A 24,242-nucleotide genomic window follows, 5' to 3' on the forward strand; every position below is an offset into this window, starting at 1 on the left:
TGGCCTTGTCACGCTTCAGAAACCCCTTTATCCGCCGGTCGAAAACCACTCGGTAACATGTATCTCCAGTTCAGGGACGAGGTGGAGGCGGCGCTGACCGGCGCGCTCGACGCGCTCGACCTCCCGACCGACGACCTCGGCGTCGAGGACCCGCCGGAGGGCGTGGACGCGGTGCTGGCTTCCAGCGCCCCCTTCCGGCTCGCGGGCGAGGTCGGCGCGCCGCCGCCGGAAGTCGCGGGCGAAATCGCGGGCGAAATCGACGCCGACGAGTACGACCTCGTGGCCGAGGCCGTGGCGCAGGGGCCGTACGTCAACTTCCTGCCGAGCGACGCCTACTACGCGGGGACCGTCGAGGCGGCCCAGTCGGCCGACTTCGGCCACCTCGAACCCACCGGCCAGCGGGTCGTCGTGGAACACACCTCCGCGAACCCCACGGGGCCGGTCCACGTCGGGCGGGCGCGCAACCCCATCGTGGGCGACGCCGTGGCGCGAGTGCTGTCGTTGGCGGGCCACGACGTCGACCGCCACTACTACGTCAACGACGCGGGCCGCCAGATGGCCGTGTTCACGTGGGCCTACGAGGCGTTCGACGAGGACGACCTCGACGCCGAACCGGAGCGCGAGAAGGCCGACTACGACCTCGTGCGCTACTACCGCAAGGGCAACGCGGTCCTCGAAGACGGCGACCCCGACGAGGTCGAGGCCGCCGAGGACGAGATTCAGGCCATCATGCAGGGCCTCGAATCCGGCGACGAGCAGACCTACGAGCGCGTCCAGGAGGTCGTGGACGCGGTGCTGGGCGGCATGGTCGAGAGTCTGGACCGGCTCCCGGCCGAGTTCGACGAGTTCGTCAAGGAGACCCGCTTTCTGCGCGACGGCTCGGCCGACGACGTGGTCGCGCGCCTGAAGGACCTCGACGAGGCGGTCTACGAGGAGGAGGCGTGGCAACTCGACCTCGGCGAGTTCGGCATCGACAAGAACTTCGTGTTCCTGCGGTCGGACGGCACCACGCTGTACGCGACCCGCGACCTCGCGCACCACGAGTGGAAGTTCGACAACTACGACCGCGCCGTGACCGTCCTCGGCGAGGACCACGAGCTACAGGCCAGCCAGATGAACGCCACGCTCGACCTCCTCGGTCACGACACCGACCGGCTCCGGCAGGTCGTCTACTCCTACGTCAACCTGCCCGAGGGCAAGATGTCGACCCGCGCGGGCACCGGCATCGACCTCGACGACCTGCTCGACGAGGCGGTCGCCCGCGCCCGCGAGGAGGTCGAGACTCGGCTGGACGACCGAATACGGGACGACGACCTCACCGACGAGGACGTCGACCGCATCGCCGAGCAGGTCGGCATCGGCGCGGTCCGGTACGACATCGTGGCCAAACAGCCCCAGAAGGCCATCACCTTCGAGTGGGAGCGGGCGCTCGACTTCGAGGCCCAGAGCGCGCCCTACGTCCAGTACGTCCACGCGCGCTGCTGTGGCATCCTCGAAGAGGCGGACGTGGACCCCGTGAATCCCTCTCTGGCGGCGTTCGACGCCGACCTGCTCGACACCGAGGCGGAACGCGACCTCGTGGAGACCGTCGGACGCTTCCCCGCCGTCGTCGAGGAGTCCGCCGAAGAACTTCAGCCCCACGTCGTCGCCACCTACACGCGCGAGATCGCCGAGACGTTCAACACCTTCTACCGGGAGTGTCCCGTCCTCGCCGAGGACGTGGACGACGAGTTGCGGGACGCCCGCCTCGCGCTCGTGGCCGCGTCCAAGCACGCCGTGGGGAACGCCTTGCAGGTGTTAGGCGTGGCCGCGCCCCGGTCGATGTAACTACCCCCAGCGTCCGGGGACGTGGACGACGCTCCCGCTCAAGTCCTCGGCGTACTCGTCTATTTCGCGGATTGCACTGACTATATCACCGGTTTCGCCCGACTATCACACGCCATAACTCCTGCGTGGTCTTCGCTTCTGGTTTCTACGCCGCGAAAATCACGGTCCTCACTGAGAACTACGAGACCGTTCGCCTCGGCGTAGTCGAGAACTTCGGCGTCAGGTGCGCTCTCGTAAAGTGCGTCTTTCGCCCGGACGACATCGAACCCCTCGGAACGAATCGCAGTCACGAAGCGGTTCGGAACGTGTTCGTCCGCCAGTATCCTCACGCCGATTTCTCCGACTTTTCAGACCGCTCCGGCCCGTCCGGTTTGTGAAGGCCGACGTCTTCGGGCGTCAAGACGTGAGACTCCTGCAGTCCTTCGCGTCGCTCGCGCCGAATCCGGCGCATCTCTTCGGGGTGGTCGTAGTAGTAGGTCAGCGCGCGGTGAACGTCGGCGAGCGAGAGGTCGTAATCACTCGCCACGGCTGCTGGCTCCTCGTCACCGTCGATGACTCGCCGTGCGACGTGATGCACCCCGATTCGCGTCTCTTCTATCCGAGGCGCGCCCGAGAGTACGTCGTCGGTCGAAACGATTCTGTTCATTTGGTACACGTTCTGACGGGAAGCATAAATAGGCGTCGCCGGTCCGCAGTCGCGGCGACCCAACTCCCTCGAAACGCCCGAATCGGGACTACACGAAGCCCCCGAACCAGAGCGCGGCGAGGAGGTCGCCGCCGACGAACAGCACCGCGCCAGCGCCGACCGAGAGCGCCAGTACTACGAACAACAGTACCCACCACAACGAAACCGAACTGTCGTCTGCCATACCCCCCGATTGGAATGCGACCTGCTTAGATGTTGAGGATTCGGCTCGGAGCGAGTCAGTCGAACAGCGACCCCAGTCGCTCCAGCACGCCGGAGCTGTCGTCCTCGTCGTCGTCCGAGAGCCGCCCCGATGTCACGCCCTCCGGCTCGACCTCGCCCGATTCGACGCCGCGAGACGGCGCATCGTCGGGCTCGTCCCGGCCCGGGGCGGGCTCGTCCGACGCCTCGCTCCCGAACGGCGCGGTCTCGTCGTGCGAGTCGACGCCGTCGGACGGCTCGCGCCCGGCCACGCCGGAGTCGAACGTCGACCGGTCGCGGTTCCCGTCGTCGCCGGCAAGCGGGTCGGCGTCGCGGTCCGCGGGCGCGGCGTCGGGACGGCCGGACCCGGGGCGTCCGGCGTCCGCGCGTCCCACGTCGGTTGCGGCGTCCGGGGCGTCGGCGTCGGTCGGACGCCGGCCGGCGCGCTCGGCGGCGTCGACGCATCGCTGGCGCTGGTCGCCGGCCCCCGAGCGGTCGTCGTCCGTCCCGGGCGGCGGGTCGCCACTTGACTCGGCGGGCGGGTCCTCGCGCTCGAAGGAGTCGCCGCCGGTGCGCTGGTCGTCGTCGAGGTGCTCGTCGAGGAGGTCGTCGACGCTCCGGGCCTCCGCTCCGCCGGCCGTCTCGCGGGCGCGGTCGGGACGCGACTCCGCGTCCTCAGCCTCGTCGTCCGCACGTGCGCTGGGGTCCGGTCGCGCCTCGCGGTTCGATTGGGGCTCGTCGTCCCGGCGCGCATCGGCCGCTCGGTCGTCGCTGGACGCTTTCGGCGGCCGTCCCGGAGCTCCGGCCGAATCGGTCGGTTCGTCGCCCGGGCCGGTCGACGCTCCCGCCGATTCGCCCGGCTCGTCCGCGGACCCGGGCGACGGGTCGCGGGTCGCTTCGCCCCGAATCTCGTCGGCGACGCTCGCGAGTTCCCCGCCCAGCAGGCCCCCGTCGTCCCCGGCGACCGCGCTCCGGACGCTCTCGGCCATCTCCTCGTCGGCCGGGACGCCCGTTTCCGTGCCGTCGGTCGGTTCCGGTGGGGTGGCGTCGAACTCCACGTCGACGTCGCCTTCGTCGAGTTCGAGCTCCGGGTCCGGGTCGGTGTCGCCCGTCAGTACGCCCGCGAGGTCCCGGTAGGCCTGTCCGGCGGGCGCGTTCGGCGCGAACGCCGCGAGCGGTCGCCCGGCGTCGATGCCCATGGGGACGGCCTCGTCCTGGGGCACGACCGCGAGGACGTCCGTGCCGAGCGTCTCCTCGACGTCGTCGGCGTTCAGGATGTCGCTGCTGCGCTGGGCCAGCACCGCGCCGACGACCTCGCTCTCGACGCGCTCGGCGAGCTCGCCGGTCTTGGCGGTGTCCCGGACCGAGGCGACGTCGGGCGTCGCCACCAGCAGGACGCCGTCGGCCAGCGCCAGCGGGACGAGCACGTCGTAGCTCACGCCCGCTCCGGTGTCGAGCAGCACGTAGTCGTACGTCTCGCGGAGGGTCGCGACCACGCCGTCGAGGTTCTTGGGGTCCGAGCGCGCGAACGCCTCGATGTCGGGCGCGCTCGGCAGGACGTCGATGTCGCCCGGGGCTCGGTGGACGGCGTCGTCGACGTCGGCCTCGCCCGCCAGCACGTCGTGGAGGGCCGGCGACCCGATCTCGAACTCCAGGAAGTCCGCGAGGTTGGCCATCCCGAGGTCGGTGTCCACGACCACCACCTCGTTCCCCCGGTCGGCGAGCATCGCCCCGAGGTTGATGGCGGTCGTCGTCTTCCCGACGCCGCCCTTGCCGCTGGCTATCGCGTAGACGGTTCGTTCTGACATGCGTTCGTTGTCCGTACTCACCCACGACACGCACATAAAGGTAGTCCGTCTCGGGCGCAGATATCCCCGAATATCCGGGGTTGACGCCGCGTGCGTCGGCTGTGCGTCAGACGCTGGTCGAACGACCGTCGCGGAGCGACGTCCCGGTCGGCGCTCGTTCTCAGAGACTGGGACTCGCATTGGTTATTTATTGACGCAGTTAGACAGGTCCAAACAGAGATGAGCTCCAGGACTTTCGCCATCTACGAACGGCTCCTTCGGGGGTCGATGGACCGGCTCGGCGTGAGCGACTCGGTCGAGCGCAAGATACTCGCGGCGGTCGCCATCCAGTTCGGGGTCGCGGTGTTGCAGGCGGTGATACCGTTCGCGGTCTCGGGCACGCTCCAGTACGCGCTCGTCGGAATCGTCTTCCTCGGCGCGGTCGTCGCGTTCTTCAACACCATCCTGATCGCCCGGAACGACGTCATCGAACCGCTGGCCGCGGTCCGGCGGACGGCCGAGACCATCGGCCAGGGCGAGATATCCTCGGCGACCGTGCCCGACGTCGACCAGCGCGACGAGATCGGCGACCTCGTCGTGGCCGTCGACGGGATGGAGTCGTACCTGTCGGTCGTCACCGCCCAGTCGCAGGCGCTGGCCCGACAGGAGTTCGACGCCGACGTGCTCGACGAGGACGTGCCGGGCGAGTTCGGCGACTCGCTCGACCGGATGGCCACCGAACTCCGGGAGTACACCGAGGAACTCGAGGAGATGACCGACGAACTCGAGCGCCGGTCGGCGAACCTGACCCGGCTCGTGGAGGCGTTCGGCGACGCCGCCGAGCGCGCCCGCGACGGCGACCTGACCGCGACCATCGACGGCGACGAGTTCGGCGACGCCCAGCAGTTCGACGACGTGGTCGAGAACTACAACGAGCTCGTGAAGACGCTGGGTCGGACCGTCGGGGACATCGCCGAGTTCTCCGAGGAGGTCGTGGCGGTCAGCGAGGAGGTCCTGACCGGCGTCGGCGAGGTCGAGGAGGCCAGCCAGCAGGTCAGCACGTCCGTCGAGGAGATCGCCGACGGCGCGGCCTCCCAGACCTCGGAGCTGGCCGACGTCGCCTCCGAGACGACGGACCTCTCGGCGACGGTCGAGGAGATAGCCAGCTCCTCGGACGAGGTGGCCAAGACCGCCGAGCGAGCCACGGACCGGGGCCGCTCCGGGCGCGACACCATGGAGGAGACCATCGCCGAACTCCGGGACCTCGAGGCCCAGAGCACGGCGGCCGCCGAGAGCGTCGAGACGCTCGTCGAGGAGATCGAGTACGTCGACGAGATCGCGTCGTTCATCGACGACGTGGCCGAGGACACCGACATGCTCGCGCTCAACGCCTCCATCGAGGCCGCGCGCGCCGACGGCGGCGGCGAGGGGTTCGCGGTCGTCGCCGACGAGGTGAAGTCGCTCGCGGAGGACACCAAGTCGTCGGCCGGCGAGATATCCGACCGCATCGAGGGCATCCAGGCCCAGGCCGAGGACGCCGTCTCGGACATCCGCGAGATGAACGAGGCGGTCTCGGCCAAGCGGGCGACGGCCGAGGAGGCGATGTCGGACTTCGAGGCCATCGTGGGGGAGATAGAGGAGGCCAACGCCGGCATCCAGGAGATAAGCGACGCGACCGACCAGCAGGCCACCTCCACCGAGCAGGTGGCGGCCGCCGTCGACGAGGTGGCCGCCGTCAGCGAGCAGACCGCCGAGGAGGCCGACACGGTCGCGGCCGCCGCCGAGGAGCAGACCGCGTCCGTCTCGGAGGTCCGGGACAGCGTCGGCACGCTGACCGACCACGCCGAGCGACTCGACGAGATGCTCCGGACGTTCGAGTTCGACGAGGACGGCGAGTCCGGGGAGTGGCAGTTCGCCTCCGAGGACGACCCCGTCGGGAGTTCGGCGCAACCGCTCTCGGCCCAGTGACGCGCCCGACCCGCGCCCGAACGGTCGGCCCGCGCGTGCCGGACACGTCCCTCGGCCCGGAGTCCCGTTCGGGTCGGAGCCACCCGTTCGACCCGGACCGCTCGCGCTCGGCCCGGAGCCGGCCGAGTCGCAGGTCGTAGGTTACTTACCCTCTGGCGGGCCTAGACGTACGTAATGAGCGAGGAGGGCGAGCCGTCCGACAGGAAGAAGTACGAGTTCCGGAAGGTCATCGAGGACCTGAAGGACTACGAGGGGTCCGGAACTCAACTCGTCACCATCTACATCCCGGCGGACAAACAGGTCAGCGACGTGGTGGCCCACGTCACCCAGGAGCACAGCGAGGCGAGCAACATCAAGTCCAAGCAGACCCGGACCAACGTCCAGGACGCGCTGACGTCCATCAAGGACCGCCTGCGCTACTACGACACCTTCCCGCCCGAGAACGGCACGGTGCTGTTCAGCGGGGCCATCGACACCGGCGGCGGCCGGACCGACATGATAACGAAGGTCCTGGACAGCCCGCCCGAACCCATCCAGTCGTTCCGCTACCACTGCGACTCCGAGTTTTTGACCGAGCCCCTGGAGAACATGATGGCCGACAAGGGGCTGTACGGCCTCGTCGTCCTCGACCGCCGCGAGGCCAACGTCGGCTGGCTGAAGGGCAAGCGCGTCGAGCCGGTCAAGTCGGCGTCGTCGCTCGTGCCGGGCAAACAGCGCAAGGGCGGCCAGTCCGCCCAGCGGTTCGCCCGCCTGCGTCTGGAGGCCATCGACAACTTCTATCAGGAGGTCGCCGAGATGGCAAACGAACTGTTCGTGCCCGAGCGCGGCGAGATGGACGGCGTGCTCGTGGGCGGCCCCTCGCCGACCAAAGACGAGTTCCTCGACGGCGACTACCTCCACCACGAGATTCAGGACAAGGTCATCGGGAAGTTCGACGTGGCCTACACCGACGAGTCGGGCCTCTACGACCTCGTCGACAGCGCCCAGGAGGCGCTGGCCGACGCCGAGGTGATGAAGGACAAGCGCGAGATGGAGGAGTTCTTCGCGGAGCTCAACGGCGGCGAACTCGCCACCTACGGCTTCGAGCCGACCCGGCGCAACCTCGTGATGGGGTCGGTCGACCGCCTCCTGCTCAGCGAGGACCTCCGCAAGGACGTGGTGGTCTACGACTGCGGGGACCAAGAGGAGTTCGAGTTCGTCGACCAGCGCGCGGACACGCCGGCCCACACCTGCGACGACGGCTCGGAGGCCGAGGTGGCCGAGCGCGAGGACGCCATCGAGCACCTGATGAACATCGCCGACCAGCGCGGCACCGAGACCAAGTTCATCTCCACCGACTTCGAGAAGGGCGAGCAGTTGCAGTCGGCGTTCGGCGGCGTCGCCGGAATTTTGCGCTACTCGACCGGCGTGTAAACTCGCGTCTCGCCCTTTGACGCCGCTCCGACGATTTAAATCGTCCTTCCTCCGACGTCGACGGTTTCTCTAGTCTCCGCGAAAAGCTGCTCGCTCACGTCCGTTCGCTCGCAGTCCTCACGCCAGCGGTGTGCGCTCGACGACTTGCCCGTCGTAACTCGGGTACTGCTCGACGATTTCGCCCTCCTCGACGTCGCCCTCGTCGACCATCTCTTCGAGCAGCCACCACGCTAACTCGACGTGGTCGGACTTGACGGTGTAGAACTCCTCGGGCACGCCCAGTTCCTCGAACCGCTCCTCGGCCTCCCACGTCTTGCCGTAGACCAGCGTGCCGTCGTCGGTCACGTCGTCGAACGCCCGGCGGACGTTCCGGGCCATGCGCTTGAGCCGGTTGCGGTGCTGGGCGGCGTCCTTGAACACGGAGGTACAGAAGTAGACGCGCTCGTGGTCGCCCATCTCGTCGAGAATCTCCTTCGAGCCTTCCACCGCGCTCATGTGGCCGTCCTGGAGTTCGTAGCCCTCCTCTTGCATCCGGCGGAAGTTCCCATCGCTCATCTCGAACTCGTTGATGTTGCAGAAGTCGGCCGCGCCCTCGTCGAGGAAGTCGAGGAACTCCCGTTCGGCCCGGATGCCCGGAATCTCGAACGCGGGGGTCAACCCCTCCTCGCGGGCGACGTAGAGGATGTCCTCCCACTCGGTGCCGTGGAGGTCGCCCCACTGTTCGAGCGGCGGGTGGAACCGAATCTCGTCGAGGCCGGCCTCCGAGAGCCGCCGCATGTTCTCGCGCCCGCCCGTGATGCCGGTGTAGAGGTGGGTGTGATGGTCCTCGCCGAACTCGTCTTTGAGGAGCCGGAGGTACCGGCAGGTCTTGGCCATCGCCTCCTGCGGTTCGCCGCCCGTGATGGAGGTCCCGAGCGCGTCCATGCGCTTGGCTTCCTCGATGACGTCCTCGTCGGACTCGACCTGCCGCTCGTTGGCGTAGACGTCGGTGACGTTCTTGCGGTTCTCGCCGAGCGGACAGTAGAAACAGTCGCGCTGGTCGCAGTAGCCGTAGACGAACAGCACCATCTTGCCCCCTTTGGCGCACTGTTCGCAGCCCTTCGAGATCATTCGTTACGCGTGTTACCGGCTCAGGCTTCAAAAAGCGCACGGAACGGGATAGTCCGATGCCCGTCCGATTCCGACCTCCTCGCACCGTCCCGAAAAGAGTTAAACCCCGGACGCATAGGCCCGCACGATGCTGCTGGTCCTGTGCGTGGACCTCGACGACGACCTCGGTCGCAAGACCGACTTCGACACGCCAGTCGTCGGCCGCGACGAGGTCGAAGACGCCGCCGTGTCCCTCGCCACCGCCGACCCCGAGGACAGCGACGTGAACGTGCTGTTCGAGGGCGTCCACCTCGCCGACCGCATCGAGGACGAGACCGTCGAAGTCGCCGTGGTGACCGGCGAGGAGGGCGGCGACGTGGCCGCCAACCGGGCGGTCGGCGACGAGGTCGACGAGGTGCTGGCGGGCCTCTCGACCAGCGAGGAGGTCCGCGCGGTCGTGGTCACCGACGGCGCGCAGGACGAGAGCGTGATTCCGGTCGTCCGGTCGCGGGTCCCCATCGACGGCGTGCGCCGCGTGGTCGTCCGGCAGGCCCAGGACCTCGAATCGATGTACTACACCATCAAGCAGGTGCTCGACGACCCCGAGACGCGCGGCACCATCCTCGTCCCGCTGGGCATCCTGTTGCTCATCTACCCGCTGGCAATCGTCTCGGACGCGGTGGGCCTGCCCGGCGGCGCGGTGTTCGGCATCACGTCCGGGCTGCTCGGACTCTACGTCCTCGGCCGGGGACTGGGTGTCGAGCGGTTCCTCGACCGGGCGGCCGAGCAGGCCAGAAACAGCCTCTACGCCGGCCGGGTCACGCTCATCACTTACGTCGTCGCGGCCGCACTGTTGGTCATCGGCGGGGTTCGCGGGGCCGAGACGCTCGAAGTGGTCCAGCGCGAGGCGACCGAGCCCATCGGCCCGCTCCGCGTCCTCGCCGCGCTGGTGTACGGGGCCGTGACGTGGTTCACCGCCGCCGGCATCACCACCAGCCTCGGCCAGATCACCGACGAGTATCTGGCCGACCGCTTCCGGTGGCGCTACCTCAACGCGCCGTTCTACGTCCTCTCCATCGCGGTGGTCCTCCACGCCATCAGCGCCTACTTCCTCCAGCGGGTGCCCCTCGAACTCCCCCGGCTGACCTACCTCGCGGTGACCCTGACCGCCGGTACCCTGCTGGGGCTGACGAGCACGCTCGCGTTCGCCATCGCGGAGTCGCGTCGGTCCGCGCGCGCGGAGCCGAGTTGAACCAGAAGTCAGTGCTCGCGGGTCACCACGAACGCCGCCAGATCGCGGAGGTACTCGGTGGCGGTGGGGTCGGACGTCTCGGCGCGGTCGAGCGCGGCCAGCGCGCCCTCGGACTCCTCGCGGGCGAGCGCGTCGGCCTGCTCGGCGTCGAGGTCGGTCACCTGCACGATAGAGGGCCGGCCCATCTCGGCGTCCTGACCCGTGGGCTTGCCGAGGTCGTCGGCGTCGGCCGTGGCGTCGAGCACGTCGTCGCGTATCTGGAACGCGACGCCGACCTTCTCGGCGTACTCGCCGAACGCCTCGACCGTGGCGGGGTCGGCGTCCGCGGCGATAGCGCCCAGCTCGGCGGCGGCCCGGAACAGCGCGCCGGTCTTCCGGCGGGCCAGTTCCATGTACTCCTCGCGGTTCGCGGGGCTGGCGACCAGTTCCGTGGCCTCGCCTTCCCCCAACTCGACCATCGCGTCCGCGACCGCCTCCATCGCGCGCGGGTCGGGCGAGAACAGCTCGAAGGCTTCGCCGATTAGGCCGTCGCTGGCGACGATGGCGGGCGAGTAGCCGAACTCGGCCCACGCGCTCGGGCTCCCCCGTCGGGTGTCCGACCGGTCGATGATGTCGTCGACGACCAGCGAGGCGTCGTGAACGAGCTCCACCCCCACCGCGAAGTCGACGGCGTCCTCGGGGTCGCCTCCGGCAGCCTCACACGAGAGCACCGTGACGGTCGGCCGGACGCGCTTGCCCCCCGACAGCGCGACGTGGCGGACCTCCTCGGCGAGCTCCGTCGGTTCGACCCGGTCGAGCACGCGTTCGAGGCGCTCCTCGACCAGCGCGCGCCGGGACTCGGGATGCTCCATCGGCCCGTACTCGGACCCGGTCGAAAAAGTAGGTGACGAATCTCCCGAGTCGGAAGCCCCTTCGGTCGCCGCCGCCGTAGCTTAAATCCCGGGTTAAGGTAACGTGACAGCTTTTTGGGTAGCCCCCGTCTCTCGACGTGCATGTCCCCGACGCAACCGACGTACGACGACGCATCGCCGCCCTCCGACTATCGACGACGCGAGCCGACGGGGGTGAACGGATGCTGAGGTCGCGAACGCCCGTCGTGGCCCTCGCCGTGGTCGCGGCCGTGCTCGCGACCACGTCGGTCGCAGCCGCCGCCCCGGCGACACCGCTCGCGGAACCGACGACTGGCGACCCCGTCGCGGACGCGGCCGACGCCGCCTCGGCGCTTAGCGGAACCGCTTCGCAGTGGTCGAACAACACCACGATAGTCAGCGACGGCGACGAGCCGACCCTCCAGTCCGCGCCCGACCAGACGATTCGCGGCGAGACGTCGGTCGACCCCGACACCGAGGTCGTCGTCGTCCTCGAAGGGCCGACCTTCTACAAGTCGGCCACGACGACGGTGACCGACCGGGGGACGTTCGCCGCCTCGTTCGACCTGAGCAGCCTCTCGTCCGGCGTGACGGTCGGCGTGTCGGCGAAGACCGACCCGGCGAACGGCTCCGGGACCAAGCTCGTGGCGACGACCGGTTACATCGGCTGCGACGACGACGACTGCCGCTCCGACGCGGGCGACGGCGAGACGACCGTCGACGCCAACGCGACCGACGTCCAGTCCATCACGGAGGTCACGCAGGGCCGCGTCGCCTCCATCGACGTGTCGTTCGGCGACGCCGACGCACTCACCGTCTCCATCGGCGGCCCCTCGGTCAACTACGTCGTCAACGGGACCGTCCACGACGAGGACGGCGACGGGCGGGCGACCGTCCTGTTCTACACCGGCCGGGCCGGGACCGACGCGCCCACGCTGGGCGTCCTCGACGCCGGCCAGCGCCGCGTCGTCGAGGCGAGCGCCGAGACCTCGCTCGACTCGCCGCTCGCGCCGACCGTCTACGAGGTGAGCCTGCATCCAGGGACGGACGCGACTGGCGACGTAGCGTCCAGAGGTCAGGTCGTCGTCTTCGAGGAGGCTCAATCGTCCGCCGCGTCGGCGAACGCCTCCATCGTCACCGAGGGCGGGGAGTTGGTCCTCCAGCCCGAGACGAACCAGACGATTCGCGGCGAAACCGACCTCGAACCGGGAACCGAGGTGAGCGTGAACGTCGAGGGCGAGCGATTCCTGACGACGTCCGTCGCCACCATTGCGGAGGACGGCACGTTCGAGTCGACCGTCGACCTGTCCGGCCAAGAGGGCGAACGCCTGGAGGTCAGCGTCCGCCACGACGACGCGACGCTGGCCGCAGCCGAGGGACGAGTCGCCTGTGCGGGCGATTGCGAAACGCCGACCGACGCCGAGGACGGGAGCGGTTCCGATGCGACGACCGTGACCACCGACGTTTCGAACCCGGACCCGGGTACGCCGAGCACCGACGACTCCGGGTCACAGTTCCTCGACGGCGTCGGCATGATAGCGCTCGGCGGCGTGCTGGCGGTCGCCGGCATCGGCGTCGTACTCGGCCTGTTCCGGAACTAGGCCGACCGTCCTCTTCTCTTTCGCGTCCGCCTACCGGTCCATCGCGAGCGCCGCGACCGCGACCACGACCAGACAGCCACAGAAGAAGACCACGCCCGGCTCCGCGAGGTCGAACACGAACCACGCGATGGTCTCGCTCGCGGTCGTCGCGTCGGCGGACGGACTCGCCGGTCCCACCGCGTCGGTCCGACCGATTGCCGGGCTGGCGAGCCGCTCGACGCCCGACTGGACCAGCAGGCTGGCGGCCGCGAGGATGCCGAGTCCGCCGACCACGTCGGCCAGCGAGCGCCGGATCTGCGGCCGGATGTCGCGGTCGCCCACCAGCACGAGCGGGTCGGTCGCGGGCGCGTACACCGTCATCTCGTTGCCCTTCTCGGAGTAGCGGGTGCCGACCCCCTCGACGAGCCCGGCCTCCTCCAGCGTCGAGAGGTGGTAGTGGAGGTTCTGGACCGAGGTGTCCACGCGGTCGGCGATCTCCGAGGGGGTTCCCGGCGACTCGAACAGGGTCCGGTACACCTCCCGACGGGTGTCGGGGCCGAGCGCGTCGAGCACGTCGTCGGTCTCCTCGCCCTCGACGTCGAGGACGCGCAACTGCTCGTCGCTGCCCGCCGTCCGGTCCTGTACCCGTTCGATGAGTCCCGACATGGTTCCTCGGTCTCCGGGGTCGTCTGCGCAACCGCGCCACTAAGTCCTGTCCATAGCTTCAATCCGGATTTAATCGACCGGTCCCGCGCCGGCTCATCCGGTCGCGTTCGCCGCGCCGCCGACGGCCCGCTCGGGGGCGACCCGACCGTGACCGGCCGCCGGGTCGACGCCGCCCTCGTCCGCGCCGAGTGCGGTCGCTTCGAGCCGGCGCTCGACCTGCGCGGGCGAGAGGCCGGGGTTCGCGTCGAGGACCAGCGCCGACACGCCGCCGGCGTACGCGCTCGCGGCCGACGAGCCGACGAATCCCTCCACGTCGGCGACGCCGGGGCGACTGGGGGCCACCACGTCGACGCCCGCTCGCCCGTCGGGAGTCGGCCCGCGAGAGCTGAACGGCTCGACGCGGTCGAGACGCCCGTCGTACGCGCCGACCGACACTGCCGCGGGGGCGCTCGCCGGTGCGACTACACTCCCGTTCGGCCGGAGGTGCTGGAAGCGGTGGGTCGGCGAGGACAGCCGGAGGCGGGCGTCCGTCGCGTTCGCCGGGCCGGTGACGGTCACGAAGTAGGTCCCCGACTGGACGCGGGCAACGATGCGCTCGTTCGGCACGTCGTCGCCGGCGTAGGGGCGGGAGCGCGCCACCAGCCTGGTGTCGTCGCCGTCGGTCCAGTAGAGTTCGGCGGTGTAGTCGGTCCCCCGGCCGGCGTCGTCCCACGACAGCCAGACCGTCACGTCGCGGTCGTCGCCCCGGAGGTAGTTGCGCGCGTTCCCGCCGAACGACAGGACGCCGTTCTCGACCGTCCGATACCGTCCCGCCCAGTGGCCCCGCGCGAGGTTCCCGGACGGGGCGACGAAGACGACGCCCGCCTCGGTGGCGTTGGCCGCGACCTCGGCGACCCGCGAGGTGCCGTCGCCCGGCGTCCCGTAGAACGACGCCGGCGCGACCACGACGTCGACGTCCTCGGCGACGAGCCACTCGACCGCGCGCTCGTAGCCCTCGGGCGAGTCGAACGTCGCCAGATACAGGTCGGCGTCGGGCGCGACCCGTGCGACCGTCTCGGCCGCCGCCGTGCCGTGGTCGGTGGTGTCGTCGTCGATCGACCCGCCGGACTCGAAGGCTCGGGCGTCGGCGACTCGCCCGTCGAGCGCGCTCGCGTCGGCGTCGAACCCGGTCACGTCGACCACGCCCACCGTCACGTTCTCGCCGGTGATTCCGGCGGCGTGAACTGTCGACACGTTCGGGTCGACCGACGCGACCCGTGTCGCGTTCGCCGACTGTCCGGCGTCGGCCGACAGCGACACCGCGAGCAGGCCGAGGCTTCCGGCGAGGACGAACACGCCGAGCGCGGCTATCGCTAGCACGCGTCGGGAACGGGAGGGCTCCATCGTCGGCCAGTCCGAGGCGGTCGGAAAAGTAGGTGGCGATAGCGCGGGACGTCTCGGCTCCGCGAACCCAAAGCGCCGACGAAAGGAACCGCTTCGCTACTCGAACTCCTGTCGACCACCTTTTTCCGCTCGCTCACTTCGTTCGCTCGCGCAAAATCCGCACCGGGAGAGCTTGCCTCTCCCGAGCCCTCGTGAGCGAAGCGAACGAGGAGACCAAAAAGACCGCAGGTCCTTACTCGAACTCCTCGATGAGTGCCGGAACCACGTCGAACAGGTCGCCGACGATGCCGTAGTCCGCGATGTCGAAGATGGGCGCGTTCGGGTCGGTGTTGACCGCGATGATGGTGTCGGCACCCTTCATCCCGGCGACGTGCTGGACCGCGCCCGAGATGCCGATAGCCAGGTAGACGTCGGGGGTGACGACCTTGCCCGACTGGCCGACCTGCCGGTTCTTGGGGAGCCAGCCGTTGTCCACGATGGGCCGCGAGGACGCCAGCGTGGCACCGGTCGCCTCCACGAGGTCCTCGATGAGCGGGAGGTTGTCCTCCTCCTCGATGCCCCGGCCGATGGAGACGATGAACTCGGCTTCGCTGATGTCGACGTCCCCGCCGGCGACCTCTTCGAAGCCGGTGACCGTCGCGCCGGCGTCGGTGTCGACGTCGACGTCGGCCGCTGCGATTTCGGCGTCGCCGACGCCCTCGGCGGCGGGCCACTCCCCGCCCCGAACCGTGACCGCCTGCTGGTCGCCCGCGACCTCGACCGTGGTCTCGACCTTCGAGCCGTACATCTCGCGGGTGACCGTCAGGCCGCCGTCGTAGTCGAGCGCCACCGCGTCGGTCACCAGCGGGAGGTCGAGGGCGTTGGCGACTGCGGGCGCGTAGTCGAGGCCGTTGACGCTGTTGGGCAACACCAGCACCTCGGGGTCGAGGTCGGCGTGGAGCGCCTCGATTGCCTGGGCGTACACGTCGTGGTCGAACTCCTCGCCGTCCGCGACCGTGTGGATGGCGTCGACGCCGTCGCGGTTCAACTGGTCCGCGAACGTCTCGACGTCGCCGCTTATCACGGCGACGTGGAGGTCGCCGCCGGTCGCGTCCGCGAGCTGTCGCCCGGCGGTCAGGAGTTCGTAGCTCACGTCCCGGAGTTCGCCCCGGCGATGTTCGGCGGCGACCAGAACGTCACTCATTGTGCCACCCCCTTCTCGCGGAGGAGCTCGGCCAGTTTCCCGGCCGTCTCGCCCGCGTCACCCTCGAATATCTCGGCGTCGCTCTCGCTCTCGGGCTCGTACATCGAGGTCAACTCGAGGTCGCTCTCGACCGCGTCGGCGTCGAGACCGAGGTCGGCGAGGCTCTTGGGCGCGATTTCCTTGCTCTGGGCCTGCCGGATGCCACGGAGGCTGGCGTACCGGGGCTCGTTGATGCCGGTCTGGATGGTCAACACCGCCGGCAGCGGGACGTCGGTCAGCTCCTCGACGCCGCCCTCCAGTTCGCGGTGGACGTGCGCGACGCCCTCGTCGTGGTCGTAGTCGAGCGCGTTGACGACCGCGCCCCACTGGAAGCCGAGTTCGTCGGCCAGCGAGACGCCGGTCGCGCCGAAGTTGTCGTCGCCCGACTGGACGCCGGTCAGCACGAGGTCGGGGTCCTCCTCCTCGACGACCGCCGCCAGCAGGTCGGTCTTGGTCTCGACGTCGAGCAGGTCGACGTCTTCGAGGGCGTCGTCCCACACGCGGACCGCGCGGTCGGCTCCCTTCGCCAGCGCCATCCGGATGGTCTCCTCGGAGCGCTCCGGACCGACGCTGACGGCCACCACCTCCTCGGCCGGGCCGTCCTCCTTCAGTTGGACGGCCTCCTCGACCGCGTAGTCGTCCCACTCGTTCAGGTCGTATTCGAGGTAGCGCTCGCCTACCTCGGTCCCCTCTATCTCGAAGTCGTCGGCGACTTCGGCGACTTCTTTCACGGTCACCAGGACCTTCATGGACGAACCGTTGGCGTCTCGGAGGTAAACGTTTACGAAACGCGCGACCCGGTGTCGGCGGTTTCTCGGCTGCGGCCCGGGACGCGCTCGCGATGGGTTCGACCCCGGCGGTCAGTCCAGGTCGGTCACGTCCTCGTCGGGGAGCGTGATGAGGTTCTCGCGACCGATGCGGAGCTTGTTCACCTCGTCGTCGTCGTCCATCGCCGAGAGGAGCTGGGACACCTTCGCGTTCGACCAGTTGGTCTCCCGAACGATGTCGGCCTGCTTCATCCGTCCGTCGTTGTCCCGGAGCAGGCGCAGGACGCGCTCCTCGTCGCTCAGCAGTTCGGTCGGTGGCCGGTCCCCGCCGTCGTCGGGCTCGTCGTCCCCGTCGTCCGGCGCGGGCTCGTCGGGGTCGGTCCCGGACGTGGCGGGCGACCGCGACTCGCCGGCGTCGTCGGCCGCTTCGACGTCCGCCTCTGGACCTTGCCGCTGGGAGATGGCGTACGCGCCGAAGCCGAGCCCGAAGACGACCACCACGACGACGAGGCCGGGTCCGCCCGCGAGCGGGAAGTCCCCGGTCGCGGTCGTCGTCGGGTTGCCGGTCGTGGTGGCCGTCCGCTTGGGCGCGTAGGTGATGGCGAAGTCGCCGTCGTCGAACGTCCACGGCCCGTCGAAGGCGATTCGGGTGCCGTTGGGCCCGACGCTCGAACTCGCGACGTAGTAGCCGGTCGGTCCCTCGACGGTCAGCGACTGGTCCTCGGCCAGCGCCGGGAGCCAGGTGTCCGACCCGGCCCAGAACGCGTCGCCGACGACGAGTCGATTGCCGTCGACGGCGGTGAAGTTCGTCCACGTGAACGACAGCGAGAGGACGCCCACGGTCTCGTTCTCGCCGAGACTGCTGGTGCGCGAGACGTCTTCGAGCGCCATCTCCCGGTCGACGTCGGTCGCGGCGCGGTCGAGGACGCGCTCGAAGGTGTCCCGTGTGAATCCGACGTTGGCGTTGCCGCCCTTGTACTCCTGTGCCAACTCGCGGAACGCGGCCGTCTCGTTCCCGTCCTCGAGGGCGAACCGGGCCGTGACGTTCCACCGGGCGTCGCCGTTCTCGCGGACCGTGACGTACATCTCAGTGGCGTCGCGCCCGGAGACGTTGGCCGACGAATTGATGGCCGACGCGCCCGCGAGGCTATCGGCCGTCTCCGGGGCGGCGAACGCGGGGTCTTGGGGGGCAGTGGCGGAGCGCGCCGGGTCGGCGGCGACGTGGCTCGCGCCGACTCCGACGGCACTCACGACGAGGAGGACGCCGACGAGCAGGGCGGCAGATGACCGCATACCATCGCGTGAATCCGCCGACAAGAAAATACTTTCCATCCGGAGATAAAACGTCAGGTCGTTCCGTAAAACGTCTCGGCCGCTCTCGGTTGCTCCCCGCGCGTTTCACAGTTCCGTGCATATTTTTATGGGTGGTGTTCGTGCGTCCACACGAAATGCGACCGAGCCCCGTTATGCTGGCGTTACTGCTCGCCCTCTCCCCCGGCGCAGTCGCGTTCCAGGCGTCCGCACCGATCGCACACGCCCAGTCCGGGACCGACGCGGCTGTGGCGCAGTCCGAGACCGACGCTCTCGCCGCACAGAACGGACCGCTCCAGTCGGGCGCGGACGGGAACGTGACGAACGACACGACCGGCGTGATGACGCTGGGTACGGCTCCGACTCGAACGGCGTTCGACCGGCCGTCGCTCGCGCTCGGCAGTTCGCTCGCCACCGATTACGACGGATTCCAGACGCAACTCGGCGTCAACACGCTCGACCAGCAGCTGTCGGCCGCAGGAAGCGACGAGGAACAACGACGGATTCTGAACCGGTATCAGTATCGCATCGATAACCGAATCATCTCGCTGGAGGCCAGGGAAGGGCAAGCGACCCAGTCGTTCGTGAACGGCACGCTCTCGAAGAGCGAGTACCTCCGGACGCTCGGCCAGATCGACCTGGCGGCCGCCGAGACGCGACAACAGATAAACGCGCTAGAAGAGCGCACGGACGAAGCCAACTTCGGGTTCGACGCGAGGTCTATGGAAGCGAAACTGGCGTCGCTGGAAGGTCCCGTCCGAAACCACGTCGGTACCGTCGTCGACGGGTCCGACGCGAGTACCCGAATCTACGTCGAGGCCGGCGACAACGGCGTCATCCTGTCTATGATCGACGACGGTCAGTACGTTCGGGAAGTGTCCAGAACCGATAATCGCAACCCCGGCGAGACGGGCTCGATGTCCTTCGAGGAGGCCGAAAACGAGATTATCGGGCCACAGTTCCCGTGGGTGATGGACATCGACAACATCAACGGCGGGGAACAGCGTCAGTACTCGTCGCTGAGCGTCCTGCGGTTCATCTACTTCCACCAGCACGGTCAGTTCACGGCGTACCTCGACACGAGTACCGAGCAGATTTACCGGACGATTCAGCGCAAGCACCTCGCCGAGGAGGACTCGGTTCCGCCGGGTCCGGGCGTGGTCGAGTCCTCGACCGACCTCAGGCTCGCCGTCAATCGGACGTACGCCGGCGGACCGCTCCGGGTGAGGCTCACGAACGAGACGGGTGCCCCGGTCGAAAGCGAGATCACGGTCGACGGCGAGCCCGTGGGCCGGACCAGCGACAACGGCGTCCTCTGGACGCTCGGACCGGCCGAGCAGTTCACCGTCGGCGCGACGCACGACGGCCGGTCGGTCAACGTGACGACGACGCCGGTCGACCCGCGGTAGGTCGAGTCGCGCCGACCGAGTTCCACCACACGCCCTCCCGGCAGCCCGACCCAAGATTCAAGGCCGAAGGCGGGACGAACCGTCCCCATGTCGGACCGCTCGCTCTCCCCGGTCCTGGGGGTCGTCCTCCTGGTCGCGATCACCGCGACGCTCGCCGGCGTGGTCGGCAGCGTGGCGCTCGGCACCGACGTCCCGACGGACTCGACCACGGCCGCGCTCGACCTCCGGACGGACGCCGACGCGAACCGGGTGACCCTCGTCCACCGGGGCGGCGAGGCGCTCGACGTGACCGACCTGACTGTCCGCATCGCGGTCGACGGACGGGCGCTCGACGCCCAGCCGCCGGTGCCGTTCTTCTCGGCCCCGGGCTTCCGACCCGGGCCGACCGGTCCGTTCAACTCCGCGACCGACCGGGAGTGGACGGCGGGCGAGCGCGCGAGCGTTCGCCTCGCGCAGACGAACGACCCGCTCATCGCGCCCGGCGCGTCGGTTTCGGTGACGCTCTCGGCGGACGGACGGGTTCTCGCGGAACTCGATGCGACGGCGTGAGCACAACTCGATGCGACGGCGTGAAGTAGTTCGGGCGCGCGCTGGCGCGACCCTCGTGGTCGCGCCACAGCGTGCGAGGGACGACCGAACGAAGTGAGGGCGGAGGCTGGGGAGGTGTGAGGGCCGCGGTCGCGGTGCGGGTGCAGTGTGGGGCGGTACGGATGCAGTGTGGGTGAGCGCGTAGGGCGGTCCGGATGCAGTGGGTCTCCCAGAGGCATCGGCGGTAGCTGTCGCCGCGTCCGGAAGTCCTTGCCGCACTAACTGACAAGACCGAACGTCGTTCCTCGATTTTCGGACTCGATTCGGGAGACGAGTGAGTCCTTCCAGGGATCGCTACCACGCCGGTCGTCGTGGAACGTGAATCCGACGGCAACTAGCTACTGCCGACGCCTGTGAGAGACCGCACGGCACCGCACCGCGCTACTCCTCGGGCGCTCGCGCGACCGTGGTGATGGCGACCTCCGGGTTGTACGACGGTCCCATCGCGCGGTGTTCGATGTCGACGTATCCGGCCTCCCGGAACATCCGGTCGGCCTCCTCGCGGTCGTAGAACAGCATGATGGCGTCGGCGAGCTTGCCCAGTAGCGTCGAGTCGGGGTCGTTCGGACCGACGACGAGCACCTGTCCGCCGGGCTCGACCACGCGGCGCATGTCCCGGAGCGTCGCGACCGGGTCGGGCCAGTACTCGATGGACCCCGACGACCACACCGCGTCGAAGCTGTCGTCGGCGAACGGCAGGCGCTCGGCGTCGCCGCGATAGAAGCTCACGGGGTCGTGCTTGCCGAGCTTGTCCCACGCTTTCTCCAGCTGGTGGACGCTCTGGTCGAGACCGTGGACGTTCCGGGTCTGCTCCAGCAGCGCCTCGGTACCGAACCCGGTGCCACACCCGACGTCGAGCACCCGGTCGCCCTCGTCGATGTCGAGCATCTCGACCGCCTCGTCCCGCATCTCCTCGTTCCAGATGAACGGGTTGATAGTGTCGTACACCGTCGAGAGGTACTTGTAGAACACCCGCGCTCGGCGCTTGTCTTCGAGGATACCCATCGCCGGGAGTTCGGCCCGCTGACCAAATAATCCTGCTGTTCCGTCCTGAGCCGCGGCGTCGACACGCCCGACGAGTCCGGGACTCGATAGTCCCCCGACCGGACCGTCAGGTCTGGGACCCCGTGGGCGAGTGGCTTGTGAACGAGAGGCACGGAATTGCGCGGACGAGAGTTCGCAAGTAGTATATACGCGCTTGCGCAACTTTCGCGTGATTAGTATGCCGAGGCCAGAGGTTCTCGACCGAATCAAGGAGGCCGAGCAGGAGGCCGACGACATCGTCGCCGAGGCCGAGGAGGAGCGCGACCAGCGCATCGCCGAGGCCCGCGAGGAGGCCGAAGAGATACGCCGAGAGGCCGAGGCGGAGGCGTCCGAGCGCCACGAGGAGCGGCTCGCCGAGGCCCGCGAGGAGATCGAGGGCGAGCGCGAGGAACTCCTCGAGGAGGGCGACGCCGAGCGCGAGGAACTCGCCTCCCAGGCCCGCGAGAACGAGGACGGGGTGGTCGAACACGTCGTGGACCTGTTCGAGGAGGCGGTGCATGCTCAGACCTGAACGCATGAGCAAGGTGTCCGTGACGGGCTCGCGAGCCGTCATGGACGACGTCATCGAGACCGTCCACGAGCTGAATCTGGTCCACCTTTCGGACTACGACGGCTCGTGGGAGGGCTTCGAGCCGGGCGACCCCGTGGCGGGTGCCGACGAGGCCTCCGAGAAGCTGGTCACCGTCCGGTCGCTCGAGAGCATCCTCGACCTCGACGACGCGGACGCCGGACCGAGCCGCATCGTCACCGAGGACGAACTCGACGAGGAACTGGAGGCCGTCCGGACGGAGGTCAACGAACTCGAGGACCGTCGCGGCGAACTCGAGGACGACCTCCGCGAGATCGACGAGCGCCTCGATGCGGTCAAGCCCTTCGCGGAACTGGGCATCGACCTCGACCTGCTCTCGGGCTACGACACCCTGCAGATCGCGGTCGGGGAGGGCGACGCCGAGGCGGTCCGGAGCGCGCTCTCGGCCGCCGCCGACCTCCGCGCGTTCGAGGTCTACGACGGGGACGACACCCTCGCCGCCTTCGCCTACCCCGAGCCCGGGGCCGACGACGACGCGCTCGACGACGCGCTGGTCAGCGTCAACTTCGCCACGCTGGAGGTCCCCGACGCAGAGGGCAGCCCGGAGGAGTACGTCGAGGAGCTCGAACACGAGCGCCAGAAGCTCGAATCCGAACTCGACTCGGTCGAGCAGGAGCTCCGGAACGTCGAGCTCGACGCCGCCGGCTTCCTGCTCGCGGCCGAGGAGAAACTCTCCATCGAGGTCCAGAAGGCCGAAGCGCCGCTCAACTTCGCCACGACCGAGAACGCCTTCGTCGCCGAGGGCTGGATTCCGGCCGAGCGTTACACCGACCTCGCCACGGCGCTTCGGGACGCGGTCGGCGACCGGGTCGAGGTCGACGAACTCGAACGGGCCTCCTACGACGCCCATCAGGCACACGCGCCCGGCGGCACCGACGACGAGGTCGCGGCCGACGGCGGGACGACCATGGACGACGACCAGCCACCGGTCGTGCAGGACAACCCCGGCGCGGTCAAGCCGTTCGAGCTGCTGGTCGAGACCATCAACCGGCCCAAGTACTTCGAGTTCGACCCGACCGTCGTGCTGTTCCTGACGTTCCCGCTGTTCTTCGGGTTCATGATCGGGGACTTCGGGTACGGTCTCCTGTACATGGGCATCGGCTTCTGGCTCTACAGTAGCTTCGACAGCGACGCGATCAAGAGCCTCGGCGGCATCGCGCTGTGGGCGGGCGGGTTCACGGCGCTGTTCGGCGTGCTGTACGGCGAGGTGTTCGGGCTCCACCAGCTCGGCGAGATACTGTGGGGCGGCAATCCGCCGATGCACAAGGGGCTCCAGCCAGCCGAGGCCAGCTACGCGCTGACGTGGCTGGTCGTCTCGATACTGGCCGGTCTGGCCCACATGACCGTCGGGTACGCGTTCGCGTTCATCGAGGAGTTCAACCACGACCCCGTCGAGGCGGTCCTCGAAAGTGGCTCGTGGGTCCTGCTGTTCGCGGGCGTCTGGACGTGGATTCTGAGCCGGCACCTGTCCGGAGCCAAGCCCGACTTCCTGTACAGCATCTTCGCGGGCGAGCCGTTCGCGTTCGGCTTCCCCGGCTTCTCGCCGACGGTGGGCATGCTGGGACTGGCGGTCGGTGCGGTCGGATTCGCGCTGTACCTCGCGGGCGAAATCCGGCACTTCGGCCCTCTCGCCGGCTCGGTCATCGGCGCGCTCGAGAGCCTGAGCGTCCTCTCGGACGCCCTCTCGTACACCCGGATCGCGGCGGTCACGCTCGCCAAGGCGGGGATGGCCTTCGTGGTCAACCTGCTGTTTTTCGGCGTGTACGTCACCGAGACGGGCCACGGTGCCGAGTGGCACTTCGGTATCGGTCACATGCCCGAGGCCGGCACGACGTATCACGGCCACGAGGTGGCCGAGATCATGTTCGGCGGTCTGTTCCACTCGGGCATCGCCGGCATCGTCGTCGGCCTGCTCGTGCTCGTGCTCGGCCACCTGCTCGTGCTCGCGCTCGGCATTACCAGCGCGGGCCTGCAGGCGGTCCGCCTCGAGTACGTCGAGTTCTTCGGGAAGTTCTACGAGGGCGGCGGCGACGAGTACGAGCCGTTCGGCTACGAGCGCCAGTACACCACGCAGGACTGAGCTCGTCGCTCCCCTCGTACCGCGGATTCTGCCGACCCGTCCCGGCGCTCGAGCGTCCGGTCTCCCGGCCACCTTCCTTGGTACACGATAGCATAAACTTCGGTCTGGGACGCTCAGACCCGCCTCTCGCCAACTCTTTTGGGAAGCTTTATGACCACAGTGACGGGAAATACGATTGTTCGGTTACGAGCGCAAAAGGAGACTCCATAAACTATGTTCGAAGCTGTATTCGCGATGGTCGAGATCAGTGCACTGTTCGCCCAAGCCGGACTTGAAGTGCTGACCCCGCTTCAGGTCCTCACCGACGTTGGTGCGGCCGCCATCGCCGTCGGCCTCGCGGCGCTGGCCGCCGGGTACGCCGAGCGCGGTATCGGGAGCGCGGCCGTCGGTGCCATCGCCGAGGACCAGGACCTCTTCGGGACGGGTCTCATCATGACGGTCCTGCCGGAGACGATTATCATCCTGGCGCTGGTCGTCGTGTTCCTCGTCCAAGGATAACCACCCGCTTTCCC

At 68.8% G+C, this 24,242-nt stretch carries 22 protein-coding genes; 10 read left to right on the top strand and 12 right to left on the bottom strand.

Annotation, left to right across the window (positions count from 1 at the left end; all coding sequences use genetic code 11):
• Nucleotides 1-57 precede the first annotated feature (57 nt).
• The gene (gene argS / locus EPL03_RS00905; protein WP_135827454.1) at nt 58-1,827 is read left to right on the top strand and encodes an arginine--tRNA ligase; all 1,770 of its coding nucleotides are present in this window, start codon (nt 58-60) and stop codon (nt 1,825-1,827) included.
• 80 nt (nt 1,828-1,907) lie between these two features.
• Here argS and EPL03_RS00910 read toward each other — a convergent pair whose 3' ends face one another.
• From EPL03_RS00910 to minD, 4 genes are all read right to left on the bottom strand, one after another.
• Entirely contained in the window at nt 1,908-2,156 is a 249-nt protein-coding gene (locus tag EPL03_RS00910; protein WP_135827455.1) for a DUF5615 family PIN-like protein, read from the bottom strand.
• Complete coding sequence (locus EPL03_RS00915; RefSeq protein ID WP_135827456.1) at nt 2,153-2,473, bottom strand: DUF433 domain-containing protein; 321 nt, start codon at nt 2,471-2,473, stop codon at nt 2,153-2,155. Before EPL03_RS00915 ends, EPL03_RS00910 begins: the two co-directional genes overlap by 4 nt.
• A gap of 88 nt (nt 2,474-2,561) precedes the next feature.
• The gene (locus EPL03_RS20580) at nt 2,562-2,696 is read right to left on the bottom strand and encodes a hypothetical protein (protein ID WP_280178805.1); all 135 of its coding nucleotides are present in this window, start codon (nt 2,694-2,696) and stop codon (nt 2,562-2,564) included.
• Nucleotides 2,697-2,751: 55 nt separating this feature from the next.
• Nucleotides 2,752-4,521: a cell division ATPase MinD gene (gene minD, locus EPL03_RS00920; protein ID WP_168216154.1), complete on the bottom strand. Its 1,770-nt coding sequence runs from the start codon at nt 4,519-4,521 to the stop codon at nt 2,752-2,754.
• Between the two features lie 219 nt (nt 4,522-4,740).
• On the opposite strand from minD, the gene EPL03_RS00925 reads away from it, so the two are divergent.
• Both EPL03_RS00925 and prf1 read left to right on the top strand, forming a co-directional pair.
• Nucleotides 4,741-6,468: a methyl-accepting chemotaxis protein gene (locus EPL03_RS00925; RefSeq protein ID WP_135827458.1), complete on the top strand. Its 1,728-nt coding sequence runs from the start codon at nt 4,741-4,743 to the stop codon at nt 6,466-6,468.
• A gap of 174 nt (nt 6,469-6,642) precedes the next feature.
• Nucleotides 6,643-7,881 (top strand): peptide chain release factor aRF-1, encoded by a 1,239-nt coding sequence (prf1, locus tag EPL03_RS00930; protein ID WP_135827459.1) that lies wholly within the window; start codon nt 6,643-6,645, stop codon nt 7,879-7,881.
• A 117-nt stretch (nt 7,882-7,998) separates the two neighbouring features.
• On the opposite strand, the gene EPL03_RS00935 is transcribed toward prf1, so the two are convergent.
• Complete coding sequence (locus EPL03_RS00935) at nt 7,999-8,991, bottom strand: radical SAM protein (protein WP_135827460.1); 993 nt, start codon at nt 8,989-8,991, stop codon at nt 7,999-8,001.
• Between the two features lie 127 nt (nt 8,992-9,118).
• On the opposite strand from EPL03_RS00935, the gene EPL03_RS00940 reads away from it, so the two are divergent.
• Entirely contained in the window at nt 9,119-10,222 is a 1,104-nt protein-coding gene (locus EPL03_RS00940; protein WP_135827461.1) for a DUF373 family protein, read from the top strand.
• Between the two features lie 8 nt (nt 10,223-10,230).
• Here the strand turns inward: EPL03_RS00940 and EPL03_RS00945 are convergent, their stop codons facing one another.
• The gene (locus EPL03_RS00945) at nt 10,231-11,073 is read right to left on the bottom strand and encodes a polyprenyl synthetase family protein (protein WP_135827462.1); all 843 of its coding nucleotides are present in this window, start codon (nt 11,071-11,073) and stop codon (nt 10,231-10,233) included.
• A gap of 221 nt (nt 11,074-11,294) precedes the next feature.
• Between EPL03_RS00945 and EPL03_RS00950 the strand changes: the two genes are divergently transcribed.
• The gene (locus EPL03_RS00950) at nt 11,295-12,692 is read left to right on the top strand and encodes a BGTF surface domain-containing protein (RefSeq protein WP_135827463.1); all 1,398 of its coding nucleotides are present in this window, start codon (nt 11,295-11,297) and stop codon (nt 12,690-12,692) included.
• Nucleotides 12,693-12,722: 30 nt separating this feature from the next.
• Here the strand turns inward: EPL03_RS00950 and EPL03_RS00955 are convergent, their stop codons facing one another.
• The 5 genes from EPL03_RS00955 to EPL03_RS00975 all read right to left on the bottom strand — a co-directional run bounded on the left by EPL03_RS00955 (nt 12,723) and on the right by EPL03_RS00975 (nt 18,002).
• Nucleotides 12,723-13,337 carry an ArsR/SmtB family transcription factor gene (locus tag EPL03_RS00955; protein ID WP_135827464.1) on the bottom strand — a complete coding sequence of 205 codons (615 nt, stop codon included), beginning with the start codon at nt 13,335-13,337 and terminating at the stop codon, nt 12,723-12,725.
• A 93-nt stretch (nt 13,338-13,430) separates the two neighbouring features.
• Nucleotides 13,431-14,720, bottom strand: coding sequence for a S8 family serine peptidase (locus EPL03_RS00960; RefSeq protein WP_135827465.1), 1,290 nt, complete (start codon nt 14,718-14,720; stop codon nt 13,431-13,433).
• Between the two features lie 232 nt (nt 14,721-14,952).
• A complete protein-coding gene (locus EPL03_RS00965) occupies nt 14,953-15,903 on the bottom strand; it encodes an electron transfer flavoprotein subunit alpha/FixB family protein (protein WP_135827466.1) in 951 nt (316 codons plus the stop codon).
• On the bottom strand, nt 15,900-16,691 hold the full coding sequence (locus tag EPL03_RS00970) for an electron transfer flavoprotein subunit beta/FixA family protein (protein ID WP_135827467.1): 792 nt from the start codon (nt 16,689-16,691) through the stop codon (nt 15,900-15,902). The genes EPL03_RS00965 and EPL03_RS00970 overlap by 4 nt, the downstream gene beginning before the upstream one ends.
• A gap of 111 nt (nt 16,692-16,802) precedes the next feature.
• Entirely contained in the window at nt 16,803-18,002 is a 1,200-nt protein-coding gene (locus tag EPL03_RS00975; RefSeq protein WP_135827468.1) for a helix-turn-helix transcriptional regulator, read from the bottom strand.
• 155 nt (nt 18,003-18,157) lie between these two features.
• Here EPL03_RS00975 and EPL03_RS00980 point away from each other — a divergent pair, with 155 nt between their 5' ends.
• Nucleotides 18,158-19,429: a DUF7094 domain-containing protein gene (locus tag EPL03_RS00980; RefSeq protein WP_135827469.1), complete on the top strand. Its 1,272-nt coding sequence runs from the start codon at nt 18,158-18,160 to the stop codon at nt 19,427-19,429.
• Nucleotides 19,430-19,516: 87 nt separating this feature from the next.
• Nucleotides 19,517-19,978: a type IV pilin domain-containing protein gene (locus tag EPL03_RS00985; protein WP_135827470.1), complete on the top strand. Its 462-nt coding sequence runs from the start codon at nt 19,517-19,519 to the stop codon at nt 19,976-19,978.
• Between the two features lie 420 nt (nt 19,979-20,398).
• On the opposite strand, the gene EPL03_RS00990 is transcribed toward EPL03_RS00985, so the two are convergent.
• A complete protein-coding gene (locus EPL03_RS00990; RefSeq protein WP_135827471.1) occupies nt 20,399-21,022 on the bottom strand; it encodes a methyltransferase domain-containing protein in 624 nt (207 codons plus the stop codon).
• A 217-nt stretch (nt 21,023-21,239) separates the two neighbouring features.
• On the opposite strand from EPL03_RS00990, the gene ahaH reads away from it, so the two are divergent.
• The 3 genes from ahaH (at nt 21,240) to EPL03_RS01005 (ending at nt 24,228) form a co-directional block, all read left to right on the top strand.
• Nucleotides 21,240-21,572, top strand: a complete 333-nt coding sequence (gene ahaH / locus EPL03_RS00995) for an ATP synthase archaeal subunit H (RefSeq protein WP_135827472.1) — start codon at nt 21,240-21,242, stop codon at nt 21,570-21,572.
• The gene (locus tag EPL03_RS01000; RefSeq protein ID WP_135827473.1) at nt 21,559-23,730 is read left to right on the top strand and encodes a V-type ATP synthase subunit I; all 2,172 of its coding nucleotides are present in this window, start codon (nt 21,559-21,561) and stop codon (nt 23,728-23,730) included. Before ahaH ends, EPL03_RS01000 begins: the two co-directional genes overlap by 14 nt.
• Before the next feature lie 234 nt (nt 23,731-23,964).
• Complete coding sequence (locus tag EPL03_RS01005; protein ID WP_135827474.1) at nt 23,965-24,228, top strand: hypothetical protein; 264 nt, start codon at nt 23,965-23,967, stop codon at nt 24,226-24,228.
• Nucleotides 24,229-24,242 lie beyond the last annotated feature (14 nt).

It is taken from the genome of Halorussus halobius (assembly GCF_004765805.1).
Classification (GTDB): domain Archaea; phylum Halobacteriota; class Halobacteria; order Halobacteriales; family Haladaptataceae; genus Halorussus; species Halorussus halobius.